The sequence below is a fragment of the Streptococcus oralis genome (assembly GCF_001075675.1).
GTDB lineage: Bacteria > Bacillota > Bacilli > Lactobacillales > Streptococcaceae > Streptococcus > Streptococcus oralis_V.
In genome coordinates this window covers 1-15,995 of sequence record NZ_JUNW01000007.1, presented here as the reverse complement: position 1 = coordinate 15,995, position 15,995 = coordinate 1, and the positions used below count along the sequence as shown (strand labels likewise).

The 15,995-nt window shown below is 43.2% G+C and carries 15 protein-coding genes and 1 other RNA gene; 2 read left to right on the top strand and 14 right to left on the bottom strand.

The genetic code is table 11. The annotated features are described in order from the left end of the window. Positions 1 to 47: 47 nt before the first annotated feature. The 13 genes from fni to ADM50_RS01200 form a co-directional block, all read right to left on the bottom strand. Positions 48 to 1,049 carry a type 2 isopentenyl-diphosphate Delta-isomerase gene (gene fni, locus ADM50_RS01255; protein WP_049484253.1) on the bottom strand — a complete coding sequence of 334 codons (1,002 nt, stop codon included), beginning with the start codon at positions 1,047 to 1,049 and terminating at the stop codon, positions 48 to 50. After that, entirely contained in the window at positions 1,033 to 2,040 is a 1,008-nt protein-coding gene (locus ADM50_RS01250) for a phosphomevalonate kinase (protein ID WP_049484252.1), read from the bottom strand. The genes fni and ADM50_RS01250 overlap by 17 nt, the downstream gene beginning before the upstream one ends. Beyond that, positions 2,027 to 2,980, bottom strand: a complete 954-nt coding sequence (mvaD, locus tag ADM50_RS01245) for a diphosphomevalonate decarboxylase (protein WP_049484251.1) — start codon at positions 2,978 to 2,980, stop codon at positions 2,027 to 2,029. Before mvaD ends, ADM50_RS01250 begins: the two co-directional genes overlap by 14 nt. Then, a complete protein-coding gene (gene mvk / locus ADM50_RS01240; RefSeq protein WP_049484250.1) occupies positions 2,962 to 3,840 on the bottom strand; it encodes a mevalonate kinase in 879 nt (292 codons plus the stop codon). The genes mvaD and mvk overlap by 19 nt, the downstream gene beginning before the upstream one ends. Before the next feature lie 118 nt (positions 3,841 to 3,958). Then, positions 3,959 to 4,978, bottom strand: coding sequence for a choline-binding protein CbpC (cbpC, locus tag ADM50_RS01235; protein WP_049484249.1), 1,020 nt, complete (start codon positions 4,976 to 4,978; stop codon positions 3,959 to 3,961). A 17-nt stretch (positions 4,979 to 4,995) separates the two neighbouring features. Then, positions 4,996 to 6,039 carry a choline-binding protein CbpF gene (gene cbpF / locus ADM50_RS01230; RefSeq protein ID WP_049484248.1) on the bottom strand — a complete coding sequence of 348 codons (1,044 nt, stop codon included), beginning with the start codon at positions 6,037 to 6,039 and terminating at the stop codon, positions 4,996 to 4,998. A gap of 98 nt (positions 6,040 to 6,137) precedes the next feature. After that, a complete protein-coding gene (locus ADM50_RS01225) occupies positions 6,138 to 6,827 on the bottom strand; it encodes a response regulator transcription factor (RefSeq protein ID WP_049484247.1) in 690 nt (229 codons plus the stop codon). 11 nt (positions 6,828 to 6,838) lie between these two features. Continuing rightward, a complete protein-coding gene (gndA, locus tag ADM50_RS01220; RefSeq protein ID WP_049484246.1) occupies positions 6,839 to 8,263 on the bottom strand; it encodes an NADP-dependent phosphogluconate dehydrogenase in 1,425 nt (474 codons plus the stop codon). 75 nt (positions 8,264 to 8,338) lie between these two features. Then, positions 8,339 to 9,784 carry a cell division site-positioning protein MapZ gene (gene mapZ / locus ADM50_RS01215; RefSeq protein ID WP_044021314.1) on the bottom strand — a complete coding sequence of 482 codons (1,446 nt, stop codon included), beginning with the start codon at positions 9,782 to 9,784 and terminating at the stop codon, positions 8,339 to 8,341. A gap of 12 nt (positions 9,785 to 9,796) precedes the next feature. Further along, complete coding sequence (locus ADM50_RS01210) at positions 9,797 to 10,954, bottom strand: THUMP domain-containing class I SAM-dependent RNA methyltransferase (protein WP_000662905.1); 1,158 nt, start codon at positions 10,952 to 10,954, stop codon at positions 9,797 to 9,799. Between the two features lie 83 nt (positions 10,955 to 11,037). After that, an RNA gene (gene rnpB, locus ADM50_RS09245) (RNase P RNA component class B) lies at positions 11,038 to 11,419 on the bottom strand. Between the two features lie 20 nt (positions 11,420 to 11,439). Beyond that, positions 11,440 to 11,769 carry a cell division regulator GpsB gene (gene gpsB / locus ADM50_RS01205; RefSeq protein WP_000146523.1) on the bottom strand — a complete coding sequence of 110 codons (330 nt, stop codon included), beginning with the start codon at positions 11,767 to 11,769 and terminating at the stop codon, positions 11,440 to 11,442. A 69-nt stretch (positions 11,770 to 11,838) separates the two neighbouring features. After that, positions 11,839 to 12,366 (bottom strand): SLOG family protein, encoded by a 528-nt coding sequence (locus ADM50_RS01200; RefSeq protein WP_000199581.1) that lies wholly within the window; start codon positions 12,364 to 12,366, stop codon positions 11,839 to 11,841. 66 nt (positions 12,367 to 12,432) lie between these two features. Between ADM50_RS01200 and recU the strand changes: the two genes are divergently transcribed. Both recU and pbp1a read left to right on the top strand, forming a co-directional pair. Next, complete coding sequence (gene recU / locus ADM50_RS01195; protein ID WP_000248756.1) at positions 12,433 to 13,029, top strand: Holliday junction resolvase RecU; 597 nt, start codon at positions 12,433 to 12,435, stop codon at positions 13,027 to 13,029. Then, complete coding sequence (pbp1a, locus tag ADM50_RS01190; protein WP_049484245.1) at positions 13,026 to 15,194, top strand: penicillin-binding protein PBP1A; 2,169 nt, start codon at positions 13,026 to 13,028, stop codon at positions 15,192 to 15,194. The genes recU and pbp1a overlap by 4 nt, the downstream gene beginning before the upstream one ends. 167 nt (positions 15,195 to 15,361) lie before the next feature. Here pbp1a and ADM50_RS01185 read toward each other — a convergent pair. After that, the coding region (locus ADM50_RS01185) for an SIALI-17 repeat-containing surface protein (protein WP_049484244.1) at positions 15,362 to 15,995 on the bottom strand (634 nt) is incomplete at its 5' end.

Genomic DNA, 15,995 nt, shown 5'->3' with positions numbered 1-15,995 from the left:
GTTGACAAAAGGCTACAAAAAAGGGCGGGATTCTTGTCCCGACCTCTTTATTTCTGATCTTTAGCTTCTTTAAGTTTGCCATAAAGAATGTAGTCAACTTTTTGCAGATCCGCTATGGTGGCACAATTAAGAGCACACATGATTAAACGCAGGTCTTCTTTCCAGCCTTGGATGATGCTAATCACTTCCTCGACCGAGTAGGTTTCAACCATCTCAAGAACGGTTCGTGACAATCCCACAGCCTTAGCTCCAAAGACCAGGCACTTAATCATATCAAGCGGGTTCCGAACGCCTCCGCTGACCAAGAGTTCGACCTTGTCTTTCCAGCCTTGGGCATTGAGAAGGGCTTGCATGGTGGATTGTCCCCATTGATTGAGGTAATCACGCTGACCACTGCGACGGTTTTCGATATAGGCAAAGCTGGTACCACCACGACCTGATAGGTCAAAGGTTCGAACACCCAGTTCATAGGCTCTCTCGATGGTCTTGGCATCCATGCCAAAACCGACTTCCTTGAGAATTATAGGAACAGGGATTTGCTTGCTATAGTCTGCTAGATGCGATTGCCAGCTTCTAAACTTCCTTTCTCCCTCAGGCATGAGTAATTCCTGCATGACATTGACATGCACTTGCAGGAGGAGAGGATTCATCTCTTCTACAGTCTGAAGTCCTAACTCAAAAGGCTTGTCCAAGCCAATATTGGTTCCAAGGAGGAGCTTTGGATGACTAGATTTGACAGAAAAAGAGTCATCTGTTGGATCCTTGAGGGCTGCACTATAAGAACCCGTCACAAACAAAATCCCACAGGCTTCTGCCACCTGAGCCAGCTTTTGATTGATTTCTCTCCCCTTTTCGCTCCCACCTGTCATGGCATTGATATAAAAAGGAAAGTCCCATTTTCGACCAGCAAACTCAGTAGACAAATCAATCTCATCCAGGTCATAAAGAGGCAGGGAAGAATGAATCAACTCTACCTCATCAAAGCTATTATAGGAACTTTTTTGCTCAAGGGCATAGCGGATGTGCTCGTCCTTACGATTTGTCGTCATGTCCAATCCTTTCTTGGTATAAGAGCCCAATCCCCAGATCGGCCCAACGATTTTTTAAGGTTTCAGTTGATTGCGCATCAAAACTCAAGGCAATCCCACAGTCACCACCACCTGCACCGCTGCTCTTAGCAACAGCCAGCAAATCTTGACTGGCTTCTTTCAACCGTCTCAGCGAAGGGGTGTATATATCTGCACTCAAGCCTTCTAAAAGCTGGCTGGCTGTTTCCACCTGCTCGATGATGTTTTCTGCATTCCCCTGCTCCAAGGATTCTACCAAAGTAACCACTGTTGCTTTTGAGGAAGTTAAAAAGTTCTGGTCTATGTTTTGCTTGATTTGCTGAATCATGTTACTCGATACAGCCACTTCCTTGGTCCATCCCACTAGAAAATCACATTCTAGGGCTGGTTTCACTTGTGAGATCGAAAAGCCCCAATCACGCTCCAAAACTGTCGCCAAGTTTTCTTCTTCCAACCAAGCAGCCACCTTCTGGCGATCAAAAGACTGGTAGAGAATCAAATCCTCCGCCACGATACAGGCAAGGTCTCCCATAGAACCATTATCTCCTCGCTTGAGCAAGACCGAACTAGCCAACTTGAACAAGAGATCCTGATCAATCGAAAGATTATACAGAGCCAGCAGGGCCTTTATCACCAAGACAACGACGCTACCACTAGAACCTAGACCAAACTTTTTGCCTTCCCGTTCCATTTTTCCACGAATTTCCAGGGAAAAAGGTCGCAAAGTCTGACCACGAACAGCAAGGAAGTCTCCCACCAAAGCAATCGTTTCCTGAATCAAGCCGTAGTCAGGATTTGGCGTCAAGTCCACTGCGAAATCAAACATGTCTGAGTAGATACGATAGTTCTCAGAAAACACAATCTCAGCCTTCATATAGATGGGGATGGCCTTTATCAAGGCTAACTGTCCTGGCTCTAAAATAGCATATTCACCTGCCCAATAGAGTTTTCCGCACGTTTTAACAGCAATCATCTTGACTCAAATCCTTTGTTTTTGACACAATCAAGCGGTAACGTTGACCGAAAATTTCTGATAAATGCTCCAAGTCTTTCTCCTGACAGAGAACCTTGACATTGGGACCGGCATCCATGGTAAAGTAGCAGGCTTCCCCTTGCTCACGAAGCTGGCGGACAAAGTCCATCGCTTCATAAGTCGCATCTGTTAGATAAGAAAAGGCTGGACTAGCAGTTTTTGTCGTAGCGTGCATGGCTAGGGCATTTTTCTCCGTTAGTTCCCCAACCTTGGCAAAATCATTCTCTTTGAGATAAACCAGCATCTCCTGATAATCCTTCTCAGACTGGCGCACCCAGTCGTCAAAAGTCATCGAGGTTTCCACACAGAGTTTCATCCCATCACGGCTAGAAATTGGTTTTTTCTTATCCTCTAGCACCAACATAATCATAGCTAGTCTCAAGTCTGTCTCTACAGGGTAAATTTCCCCGCTATCCTTGTCCCAGGCACCCAGTGGTCCATAAAAACTGCGAGAGGAAGAACCCGAGGCAAACTTAGCCTCCTGAGCCAACTGACTTCTATCCAATCCTAGCTGGAAATACGCATTGCAAGCCTTGACCAAGGCGGATAGACCACTAGAACTGGATGACAAGCCCGCTGCTGTAGGCATATTGTTTTGAGTATCGATACGGACAAATCCCTCACCTTCTGGACGGTAACGGTCGATGATTTTGCTCATCTTGGCATGTTCCGCCTCATTTTGGAGCTGACCATTGATATAAAAGGCATCCGCCGTCGCATGGGCTGGTAGAGGCGACAAGGTCGTTTCCGTATACATATTTTCCAAAGTCAGAGAGATACTGCTAGTAGCAGGAACCATCTCTTTTTCTTTTTTCTTTCCCCAGTATTTGATAATAGCAATATTTGCGTAGGAACGTACTGTTACAGGCTTTCGATCCATGTCTGAACAGCTCCTTTCTCTTCTAATCGTTTTGCTAGTTCTTCTGCTTGATCCAGATTGGCTGCCAAGGCTATGATACAGCCTCCTAGCCCACCACCACTCATCTTGGCACCTAGAGCACCATGGCTCAGAGCTGTTTCAACGAGGGAGTCTGCCTCAGGGCTACTAACACCAATTTCTTTTAAATGTAAATGTGCCTGACTGAATATTTGTCCCAGTTTTTCAGCATCTTTTTGTCTAATCGCATCTTCTGCCTGCTGGGTCAATTCACCCAAGGCATGCAAAAACGGTAGGGCATCCTTCCCCTTGCTTTGAACCACTTGGATGGCTTCACGAGTGTGACCATACACGCCTGTATCTGCAATGACCAAATAGGCAGATAGGTTCATCTCAAGTTCTGTAAAACCAACATTCTTGATAAAGCGAATAGGCTGGTCGCTGAGACAGGTCTTAGCATCCAAACCGCTTGGATTCATATGGGCAATCATCTCAGCCCGATTGACCAAGATTTCTAGTACATCATGAGGCAGATCGGCTTGATAGTAGTCAAAAACCGCACGAATGGCCGCTATGCTGATAGCCGCAGACGAACCCATCCCTCGTTTTTCAGGGATAGCCGAGTCAATCACACAGCGAATGCAAGCATCCTTGATATTTAGATGCTCAAGCGAGGCATACACCGCCATAGACAAGGTATCCTCCTCATAAAGACGCCATGGACTTTCAGCAGGAACCACCTTACAAGTCACCTCCACCTCCAAAAGAGGCAGGGAAATGGCAGGATAACCGTAAACAACAGCGTGCTCTCCTATTAAAATAATCTTACTATGTGCCTGACCGACACCAACTTTTTTTGTCATGTTTTCCTTTAACCAGACGAAAAGACCGTCTCACTTTTCATACAGTAGTATTTCTCCTATCTATTTTATTATATTTTCACAAAAAAAGCGATTGTTTCCTTCACAATCGCCTCTTTCATTATTGAACCCATTCGCCATTATAGTTGACAAAATAGCCTTCTACGGTCGTATTCACTGCTAAAGCACCTGAGCTATAAGCATAGTACCATTTACCATTGACCTGGAACCAGCCTGTCTTCATATCCCCATTACTTGCATGGAGGTAATACCAAGTCGAACCATCTTTCACCCAGCCAGTTGCCATGGCTCCTGATGAACGGAGATAGTACCACTTGTTACCGACATAAGCCCAGCCTGTTTTCATATCACCATTTGGCTCGTCTAAATAATACCAAGTGGAGCCCTCCTGATACCAACCAGTTGCCATGGCTCCTGATGAACGGAGGTAGTACCACTTGTTGCCAAGTTGTTTCCAACCAGTTTGCATAATGCCAGTTTCTGGGTCTAGGTAGTACCATGGAGCAGGTTTGCTTCTATCAATGCCAAAAGTAACATGGAAATCTTGAGTCCAACCCTTAGCAACTTCACCAATTGGTAGTGGATTGTAAGAATCATCGCCAGAAATTCCTAGCTTATTTAAATAATACCAATTACCGTCTTCATAAGTCCAACCTGTCTTTACAGCATAATTATTATCAAAATAATAAGTTCTCTTTTCAGGAGATGGAGGATATTGTTCACCATATACTTTTCCTGTATTTTCAGACGTTTTTGCCTCTAGTACTTGTTTATCTGTTTGTTCTAGCAAAGCACCATCTTGTCCAAAATAGTACCACTTCTGTTGAAGGCCAATTTCTAAGACTGGACGATTATTAAATAAATTATCACGATAACCTGTTCCATGAATTTCTACGTATTGCCAACCGACAACCATCTCTCCTCTATCACCAAAATAGTAAGTTTTACCGTCTATTTTATGCCAATAGATTGCTTTATGATCATCTTTTACATAATATTTTCTATTATCCTTATCAACAAATTGGCCACCTGTTGTATCCGCAAATACAGTATTAGTAGCTAGCAAACCAAAGAAAAATGTTGCTAGTGCGACTTGCATCATTTTTTTCAAAAGCTTCATTTGTATCTCCTCCAAGATTAAATCCACTCACCAGATGAAGCAAAGTTATAAACTTTACCATCGATAGTTTGGCTACCTGTAACCATTGCTCCAGAGGAATTGAGATAATACCAGTTTCCATTTACTTTTGTCCAACCTGTCTTCATATCTCCATTACTTGCATTTAGGTAGTACCAAGTTGAACCTTCCTGATACCAGCCGGTCGCCATAGATCCTGATGAACGGAGATAGTACCACTTGTTTCCAACATAAGTCCAACCTGTCTTCATATCACCATTTTCAGCATCTAGATAATACCAAGTTGAGCCTTCCTGATACCAGCCAGTCGCCATAGATCCTGATGAACGGAGGTAGTACCACTTATTGCCAAGATATTTCCAACCTGTTTGCATAATCCCAGTTGTTGGATCCAAGTAGTACCATGGAGCCGCTTTTAGCTTCTCTTCATCATAGGTTAGAGGATAAGCCTTGATCCAACCACGTGCTATCTCCCCAACAGTCAATCTGTTGATGCGAGAATCAAAGCCACCATCCTCCTGTAAATAATACCAATGCCCTTCGTCAGAAATCCAACCAGTTTTTAAAGTGTGATAGCTACGCTGATCTTCAAAATAATAGACTCGTTTCTCTGCTGGACTATCATATTGTTCCCCATGATGTTTGTTGGTATTTGTAGCAGTTTTTGCTTCTAAAACTTGCTTGCCAACAAATTCTTGTAGTACCCCATCTTGACCAAAGTAATACCATTTTGACATTGGCATATATTCTAATCTTAAACCATTTGGGTAAGGACCAATTGTAGTACCTTTATCTGGCATGGGAATATACTGCCATCCAACAACCATCTCACCTGATACATGATCAAAATAATAGGTCTTGCCATCAATCACTCGCCAGGCCTTTTCTTTGATGTCACCCTTCTTGTAGTAGGTTCTACCATTTTCTTGGACAAATTGCCAGCCTTCTGAATCAGCATCATCCGCCAATACGGTATTTGTCGCTAGCAAAGCAAAGAAAAAGACTGCTAGAGCAACTTGCAACATTTTTTTCAAAAATTTCATTAGATCTTCCTCCATAACTGATTGTAGCAAAGACCCGACTGTATGTCAATATATAGAAGCCCCTCAAAAAAAGCAGTTACACAACTGCAACTGCTTTTCTATTCTTGCATGGTGTACCCAACACCACGCACGGTTTTAATGTAGCTTTTTTGACCTTTTACATCAAGCTTGCTACGTAGATAACGGATATAAACATCCACGATATTGGTCTCTGTCGCACTTTCGTACTTCCAAACACTTTCCAGTAACTGATCACGAGTCAAGACTTTCTTGCTTCCCATGAGAGTAGCCAGAAGGTCATACTCACGACGCGTCAGAGCAATCATCTCCTCGCCACGATAAACGGTATGATGTTCTACATCCATACGTAGGTTGCGGTATGACGTTGGAACCTTCATCTGACTACAGTGTTGGTCAATGAAGTCCCGACCTCGGAAAATCGCTGAAATACGAGCTACTAGATTATCAATAATCACTGGCTTATAGATGTAAGAAACGGCGAAGCGCTGGATTGTCTCAATCTGGTCTTGCAATTCTTCGCGATGGTCCAAGACCATGATCACTGAGGCTGGTTTTGTCCGACTCAGCTTGTCTGCAAAATCCTGGGCCGTCATATCCCCCAGATGAGCATTCAGTAAAATCAAGTCATAGTCCGTCTGGAGAGCCATGGAGAGGGCTTTTTGCCCCTCCTCTACCAAGTCGACTCGGTATTGCTCTTTTTGGAGTTCCAGACTGAGAAAATGAGCTAGATTTCGTTCTTTCTCAAGTAATAAAATCCGTTTCCCCATGGCAGACCTACTTATTTTTCGTCATACCAAGAGTAGTGGAAGATTCCTTCTTTGTCTTTACGTTGGTAAGTGTGAGCACCAAAGTAGTCACGTTGCGCTTGGATCAAGTTGGCTGGAAGGTCAGCTGAACGGTAGCTATCAAAGTAAGTAATAGCTGCTGAGAAGGTTGGTACTGGTACACCAGCTTGAACAGCAAGAGCTACGATATCACGAACTGCTTGTTGGTACTTGGCCGTGACATCCAAGAAGTACTCATCCAAAAGAAGGTTAGCAAGGTCTGCATCACGGTTGTAAGCATCTGTAATCTTTTGCAAGAAGCGTGAACGGATGATACAGCCATCGCGCCAGATAGATGCGATATCTGCAAATGGCAAGTTCCAGTTGTTTTCTTTAGAAGCCACACGCAATTGGGCAAAACCTTGTGCGTAAGAAATGATTTTTGAGAAGTAAAGAGCTTGACGGATCTTTTCGATCAACTCAGCCTTGTCTCCTTCAAACTTGAAGGCAGCTGGTTTTGGAAGCACCTTGCTAGCATGTACACGCTCTTCTTTGTAAGTAGAGATGTAGCGAGCAAAAACTGACTCAGTGATAAGGGACAATGGTACACCAAGGTCAAGTGCTGATTGGCTAGTCCATTTACCAGTTCCCTTGTTACCTGCAGCGTCAAGGATATAGTCAACAATTGGTCCCTCTTGACCTTCATCGTCTTTGCGTCCAAGAATATCAGCTGTGATTTCAATCAAGTAGCTGTCCAATTCACCCTTGTTCCACTCAGTAAAGATTTCAGCCATTTCTTCTGCAGAAAGACCAAGCAAGTGTTGCATGAGGTCATAGCTTTCTGCGATCAATTGCATGTCACCATACTCGATACCGTTGTGAACCATTTTCACATAGTGACCAGCTCCATCAGGACCGATGTAAGTCACACATGGTTTTCCATCTTCTGGTGCTTTAGCTGAGATTTCTTCGAGAACATCCGCAACCAATTCGTAGGCTTCTTTTTGTCCACCAGGCATGATAGAAGGACCTTCAAGGGCACCTTTTTCACCACCAGAAACCCCAGTACCGATAAAGTTGATGCCAGAGTTTGCTAGTTCTTCATTACGACGGATGGTATCTTTGTAGAAAGTGTTTCCTCCGTCAATCAAGATATCACCCTTGTCAAGGTGGGGAAGAAGAGCTTGGATAGTTGCGTCTGTACCAGGTCCTGCTTGAACCATGAGCATGATACGACGAGGTTTTTCGATTGAGTTTACAAAGCTTTCCACGTCGTAGCTTGGCACAAAGTTCTTTTCAGGATGGCAAGCAATGACATCTTCTGTTTTTTCTTTACTACGGTTGTAAATGGCAACTGTATAACCACGAGATTCGATATTTAGGGCAAGGTTACGACCCATTACGGCCATACCAACGACACCAAAGTTAGCTTTTGTCATGTGACACTCCTCTTGTTTAATATGTTTTATTTTATCATTTTTACCTATGAAAGGAAAGAATTTTGTAACGGAGTCCTAGTAGTCCAAGTCATCCGCATGACCAGAACCATTCCCTACAAAGTAACCCGTCTTACAGTTGAGGGTGAAGAGATAGGTTCCATCTGGTTTATAGAGGTTGTAATAACCATTTCCATTTACGATATTGACACGTTCTAGGATATATTGATTTCCAGTGATATAGCCACGAGCACGTGATGTTGCTAGGACTTGTTCCAATACACCATCCGCAAACGTCCAAGCAGGGTTGTTGCTATCGTCTACAGCTGATTGGTTGTAGGGTACACGACTAGCACTTCTTTGAAGATTAACCCCATCGCCAGACAAACCACCATTTGTGTCTCTAGCTGGTGCCGTAGTGCTAGTTGAAGGTGTAGTGCTGCTCGCATTGCTTTCTGTAGCTGAACTTGAGCTTGCTTGACTCGTGCTAGAGCTCGAACTTGAGCTGGAAGCACTGGTTTGTTGACTCTTACCAAGACTAATGGCCTTATCCAAGAGTTTGTCTAGTTCTGTGTTCCCTGTCTTGATTTCTGTAAATTTAGCGTCTGCTTTGGCTTTCGCATTGGTATCCAAGACACCATCAGTGATTGCTGGGCTTTCAAAGAGGGCATTAACATCTTGAATGGCCTTGATTTGAGTTGCTAGGCTATCATATCTTGACTTAGCTAGTGTATAATCACGGCTACCTTCTAACTTATCTAGCAAAGTTTTCAGTTGGCTCAATTTATCAAACTGGCTATTTTTCAGAGCAGTCTTATTAGCATCTGTATAGAAAGTATCATAGAGATCATTGAAGTCTTTCAAAGCTGTTTGTGTCCCTTGATCATCCGAAGAGGCTGCTTGAGAAGACTGGATTTCTTGGTTTGAACGAGACACTTGACGGTAGACATAATATGTTCCAGCAAGCACAAGGATTGCAGCTACTACCGAAGCAATGATGATGACACCTTTCTTCTTAGAGCCTGTTTCAGGTTCTGTTTGAGCCGAACGTGATAGAGGTGTATAGGTCTCCTCTTCTTGTTCCTCATTTATTTCCTTGGGCTCTGTTTCTGTTAAAACGAGAGGCTCTATTTCAGCATTTTCTTCATCTTGAAGTGGGGGAACAAACTGAGTAGTCTCATCATTTTCTATCTCTTCAATAGATTCCTCAGCAACCATGTCTGAATTGTCTACCTGATCAGAAGGTTCACTTGATTCACGAACTTCTTGGATCATTTCCTCTAGGTTTTGAGTAGAAGCTAGCTCTTCTTTTTTAAACTGACGAGTTTCAAACTTGTCGGCTTCGATTTCTTCACGGTGCTGTTTGATGTATTTGTCTAAGATACTGTCCTCAGGCAATACTCCTGCTTCGACCTCTTCATTCTTACGAATGACTTGACCAACAGTCAAGTCTTTTGCTTCATCAAAGTCGAATTGTGGTTCTTGATGTCCTTTTTTATGACGATCACGTCTTTTCTTACTCATGAGTTCACCTTTCTATTTTACCTCTTGGCGTTTGACACGCTGACCAAAGTATTGATACAAATCCACTTTTAAGGTCCCGTTATAGAGTTTTCGTTTTTTGTCAGCTGGACTTCCGTACTTGCTTTCAAAAGCTTCGTCACTCGTCAGGATAAACTTACTCCACGTTTTCAGTGGTGCAAAGACTTGTCCCATCTCAGCATAGAGCTTGGTAACTCCTGCATCATCAGACAAACGTTCCCCATATGGTGGATTGGAAATGATAACGCCATTAATCTTGTCAGTGCGCAAGTCCTGTACCCGCATTTGCTTAAAGGTAATATCACCTGCGACACCTGCTGCTTGAGCATTTGCCTTGGCAATTTCCACCATGCGAGCATCTATATCACAGCCCATAATGTCCAGTTCCAGTTCACGATCAATTTTCTTAGCCGCCTCTGTGCGAACTTCCTGGATTAACCGATCGCTGACCCAGTTCCATTCCTCAAATGCAAAGGAACGTCGAAGTCCTGGCGCCATCTTTCTGGCAATCATAGCCGCCTCGATACAGAAAGTTCCTGACCCACAGGTCGGATCAATCAATGGCTTGTCTGGATACCAGTTAGAGAGTTGTAAAATGGCCGCTGCCATATTTTCCTTGATAGGAGCTCCACCCTTTTCCGTACGATAACCACGTTTAAAAAGGCTAGAACCTGTCGTGTCAATCATGACAGTTGCCACATCTTTCAGGATAGATACCTCAATCTTAAACTCGGGACCAGTTTCCATCAAGGGAACTCCTTCTGGACGGGCATAGTGTTTTTGTAATTTCTTCACAACAGCCTTCTTAGAGATAGCCTGAACACTGGGCTCATTGTGGAGTTTAGACTTCACACATTTTGCCTTTGATATCGGGAAACGTGCTCCTAACGGGAGATAGTTTTCCCAATCTAGAGCAAAAACACCTTGAAAAAGCTCTTCAAAAGTCTTAGCTGGAAAACTTCCGACTACAATCTTGATGCGATCCGCTGCACGAAGCCAAAGATTGGTCTCAATGATTGCCTTCACATCTCCTTGGAAGCGGACACGTCCATTTTCAACCTGGCAATCATAACCAAGGTCTCGCACCTCACGTCCAACGACAGCCTCAAGCCCCGCCGCAGCAGTTGCGATTAAATTAAATTGTTCTTTCATTTCTAGTCTTGCAAGACCTTTCTCTTGTTCACTTTAAAAAATGAGGTTGAGAAAGATTTCTCAGCCCCAACCTATATGCAATTTTCTATAAGCCATGTTTTGTTCCAGAAGTGACTAGGACCACTTCCTTCGATAATCATCTGTCTACCGCTAACAGCATAAATCTGCTAGCAGTCAGAGTACTACGTTCGTTTCCGTGCACTCCATGCCCCGACCAAAATTTGGGTTGCTAGCTTGAGGGGTTTACCGCGTTCCACTCTCTCTGTTTCCAGAAAGACTCCGTCACTGTGGCACTTTCAAGCCTATTCTGACCTATCCGAAGACTTAGCCATTTCGACTGCCGTAACGATTTCTCGTCCCTAGGCTTATGGATTCGCCTAGCACAAACACTACAGGCATCACAGCCTGTGCTAGCATGGACTTTCCTCATGAAAAGAGAACCTCTTCACGCGATTATCCAAAAATTGCACTCATTCCTTAGTCAATTATAAATCTTGGTTGTCTAAGATTTGCTTACCAAATACTTCTTTTTCGAGACGATTTAAGCGTTTCAAAATATCAAAGTTTGTCATTGAAGTAGAAGCTGTTACTTCAATAGAGTCTGGTTGAGTTGGAGCTACCTGTGGTTTATGAGATAATTCTTCCTTCAAATCAGCAATCTCTTGACGAAGGGATTTGACCAAAGCTGCGTAGGTTTCATAATCCTTAATCACATCGTCTAGGAATTCATCTACCTCTGCTTTGCTATATCCACGTACTTCACGTCCAAATTCTTGTTCAAAAATATCTTTCGCTGAAAATATAATACTTGCCATGTCTCTCTCCATTCTGGGTTACTAGTATTATTATATAAAAAAAGACAAGTAAAAATCAAGGTCAAAGGCTTACTTTTCAGAAAAATTTTCTACTATTTCATTCAAGTCCTCAAATGTTAATCTTCTTGTAACATAGTCCGCTTGATTTTTCATCATTTGGTAAAAATATCGTAACTTGGTTTCGTTTTCTTCGTCATAAAAAAGGTAGCAAGTATCTGTATTTTCCAGCAAAAATTTCTGATAATCGCGTAATTGTCCCTTGTGCTCATATTGTGGATAGGCGTATTTGACAAAATCAACTTGCTTGAACTCACTCAATTTCGCTTGATTTGCTTCATTCCAATTACTACCATGAGTTTCAAAATCAAAAATGGTCGCCAGCTGAAATCCATAGTCTGCTTTCATGTCTTTTGCCACCTGAAGCGCCCAGTACTCAAAGCCCAAAGTCCCTGTAAAGACAAGCCAAGTCACCCCATCCTCTGCTAGACGTTCCAAGTCTCTCCGAATAGCTGTTTTGATAATATCAACGCGAATATCCTTGTCATTAAAGAGACCAAGGTCGAAGGCTGAATAGCCTAAAATCAAGGCTGATGTCATTTTTAACCCTTTCTTTGTAAATTTATGATATAATAGAGTGATGTTATTGTACCAATAAGGAGAATTATGGTCAACTATCCACATAAAATTTCATCTCAAAAGAGACAAGCACCCCTGTCACAAACTAAAAATTTCGCAAATCGGGGAATGTCTTTTGAAAAGATGATCAATGCAACGAACGACTACTATTTGTCGCATGGGTTAGCTGTTATTCACAAGAAGCCGACTCCCATCCAAATCGTACGTGTCGACTATCCCCAACGAAGTCGTGCCAAGATCGTTGAAGCCTACTTTAGACAAGCCTCAACTACTGACTATTCAGGGGTTTATGATGGATACTACATCGACTTTGAAGCAAAGGAAACCAGGCAAAAACATGCGATACCGATGAAGAATTTTCATCTCCATCAGATCCAGCATATGGAACAAGTCCTTGCCCAGCAAGGAATCTGCTTTGTACTCCTTCACTTTTCTTCTCAGCAAGAAACCTACTTATTACCGGCTATTGACCTCATCCGTTTCTATCATCAAGATAAGGGACAGAAGTCAATGCCACTTGGATATATTCGAGAAAATGGATATAGGATTGAGCCTGGGGCCTTTCCTCAAATTCCCTACCTCGACATTATCAAAGAACATTTACTAGGTGGTAAAACAAGATGAACAAACAAACTTTTCTGCGAATAGCTAAGTATGTCAGTATCAGTCTCTTAACTGTATTTATCGCAGCTGTAATGCTTGGTGGAGGTCTCTTCCTCTACTATGTTAGCAAGGCTCCCGAACTTTCTGAAAGTAAACTAGTCGCTACAACGTCAAGTAAGATCTATGATAGCAATGACGAGCTTATCGCTGATCTTGGTTCGGAACGTCGGGTCAATGCCCAAGCAAACGAAATACCGACCGATTTGGTCAACGCTATTGTTTCGATTGAGGACCATCGCTTCTTTAATCACCGAGGAATTGACACGATCCGTATCCTAGGTGCTACCCTCCGAAACCTTCGTGGTAGTGGAGGTCTGCAAGGAGCTTCAACCTTGACGCAGCAGTTGATTAAGTTAACTTATTTTTCTACGTCAACTTCTGATCAAACCCTTTCTCGTAAGGCTCAGGAAGCTTGGTTAGCCGTTCAGCTAGAACAAAAAGCGACTAAACAAGAGATCTTGACCTACTACATCAACAAGGTTTACATGTCAAACGGTAACTACGGAATGCAGACAGCTGCCCAAAGTTACTATGGCAAGGATCTCAAAGATTTAAGTATTCCTCAATTGGCTCTCCTTGCTGGTATGCCTCAGGCTCCAAACCAGTATGATCCATACTCGCATCCAGAAGCTGCTCAAGAACGTCGTAATCTCGTCCTCTCTGAGATGAAGGGACAAGGTTACATTTCAGCTGAGCAATATGAAAAAGCGATTAATACTCCGATTACAGATGGACTTCAAAGTCTAAAATCGGCTAATAGTTATCCTCCATACATGGACAACTATCTCAAAGAGGTAATCGATCAAGTCGAACAAGAAACAGGCTATAACCTCTTAACGACTGGTATGGACGTCTATACCAACGTTGATCCTAAAGTTCAACAACATCTCTGGGATATCTACAATACCGACGAGTATGTCAACTATCCAGATGATGAAATGCAAGTAGCTTCAACGATTGTGGATGTGACAAACGGGAAAGTCATTGCTCAGTTAGGTTCTCGTCACCAATCAAGCAATGTTTCCTTCGGAATCAACCAAGCTGTTGAAACCAACCGTGACTGGGGTTCTACCATGAAGCCAATCACAGACTATGCTCCTGCCTTGGAGTATGACATCTACGACTCAACTGCTTCGATTGTACATGATGTTCCATACAACTATCCTGGAACAGATACCCCTGTTTACAACTGGGATAGAAGTTATTTTGGAAACATCACCATCCAATATGCGCTCCAACAATCACGTAACGTTACAGCCGTAGAAACCTTGAACAAAGTCGGTTTGGATAGAGCCAAGACCTTCCTAAATGGAATCGGTATTGACTATCCAGATATGCACTATGCCAACGCGATTTCAAGTAATACGACTGAGTCAAACAAAAAGTACGGAGCAAGTAGTGAGAAAATGGCTGCTGCTTACGCTGCTTTTGCTAACGGTGGTATCTACCATAAACCAATGTATATCAACAAAATCGTCTTTAGCGATGGTAGCTCAAAAGAATACGCTGATCCTGGTACTCGTGCCATGAAAGAGACGACCGCCTATATGATGACAGAAATGATGAAGACTGTCTTAGCATACGGAACTGGTCGTGGTGCTTATCTCCCTTGGCTACCTCAAGCTGGTAAGACTGGTACATCAAACTATACAGACGATGAAATTGAAAACTACATCAAAAACACAGGTTATGTCGCTCCAGACGAAATGTTTGTTGGTTATACTCGCAAATATTCAATGGCTGTATGGACAGGTTACTCAAACCGCCTTACTCCTATCGTTGGTGATGGCTTCTATGTTGCAGCTAAGGTCTACCGTTCAATGATAACTTATCTGTCTGAGGATAACAACCCTGGCGACTGGACTATGCCAGAAGGCCTCTATCGAAGTGGTGAGTTCGTCTTTAAAAACGGTGCTCGTTCTGCATGGACTGCTCCTGCTCCGCAACAGGCCCCAACACCAGAAAGTTCGAGCTCGACATCAGAAAGTTCAACTTCACAGTCAAGCTCAACTACTCCAAGCACGAATAATAGTGCAAACAATAATACCAATAACCAGCAACCAAATACAACGCCTGGTCAACAAAACCAGAACCAAAATCAGAATCCTCAACCAGCACAACCATAACATTTATCACCCGGATTTTTCTGGGTGATTTTTTCATAGCACTATTGCATTTATGTGCTTAACAAAAGCCTGAGAAGATGTCTTCTCAGGCTTTTTTTGTACTATAAACCTCATTGGGAAAGGTAGGAAACGGATTTCGTAATCTTGTTAAGAGGTTTTACTAAATACTAGTCTTTCTTTGTTTTTGCTACAAAGAGAGCAGATAGGGCTAGGCTAACACCTGCAAGGAAGAGGGCTGTGTCAGATTGACTCTCACCTGTTGCTGGCAAGCTTTGTTCAGCTGTTTCTCGCTTCGTCACTTCTTGTTTTAGTTCCGGTACCTTACCATCATCTGAAGCAAGTGAGCTAAGTTTAAACTCAGGTTTCTCTACTGTTGGAGCAGCTTGGTCTCCTACTGTCGATAATGGACCTGTGTATTCTGGCAATTCATGCACTAGAGCCATCACTGCATTGACACCGCCCTTGAACTCAGGTTTCTCTACTGTCGGAGCGGCTTGGTCTCCTACTGTCGCTACTGGGCCTGTGTACTCTGGAAGCTCATGTACCAAGGCTTCAACTGCATTGACACCGCCCTTGAACTCAGGTTTCTCTACTGTCGGAGCAGCTTGGTCTCCTACTGTCGCTACTGTGCCTGTGTACTCTGGAAGTTCATGTACTAGGGCTTCAACTGCATTGGCACCACCTGTGAATTCAGGAACCTCAAGAACGGGTGCTGGTTCTTCACCCTTGCTTGATTGGAGCGGTTCTTCTGTTAATTCTTGATGGAAGCTTGCCAATTCATAAAATTCTGCCTTGCCACCT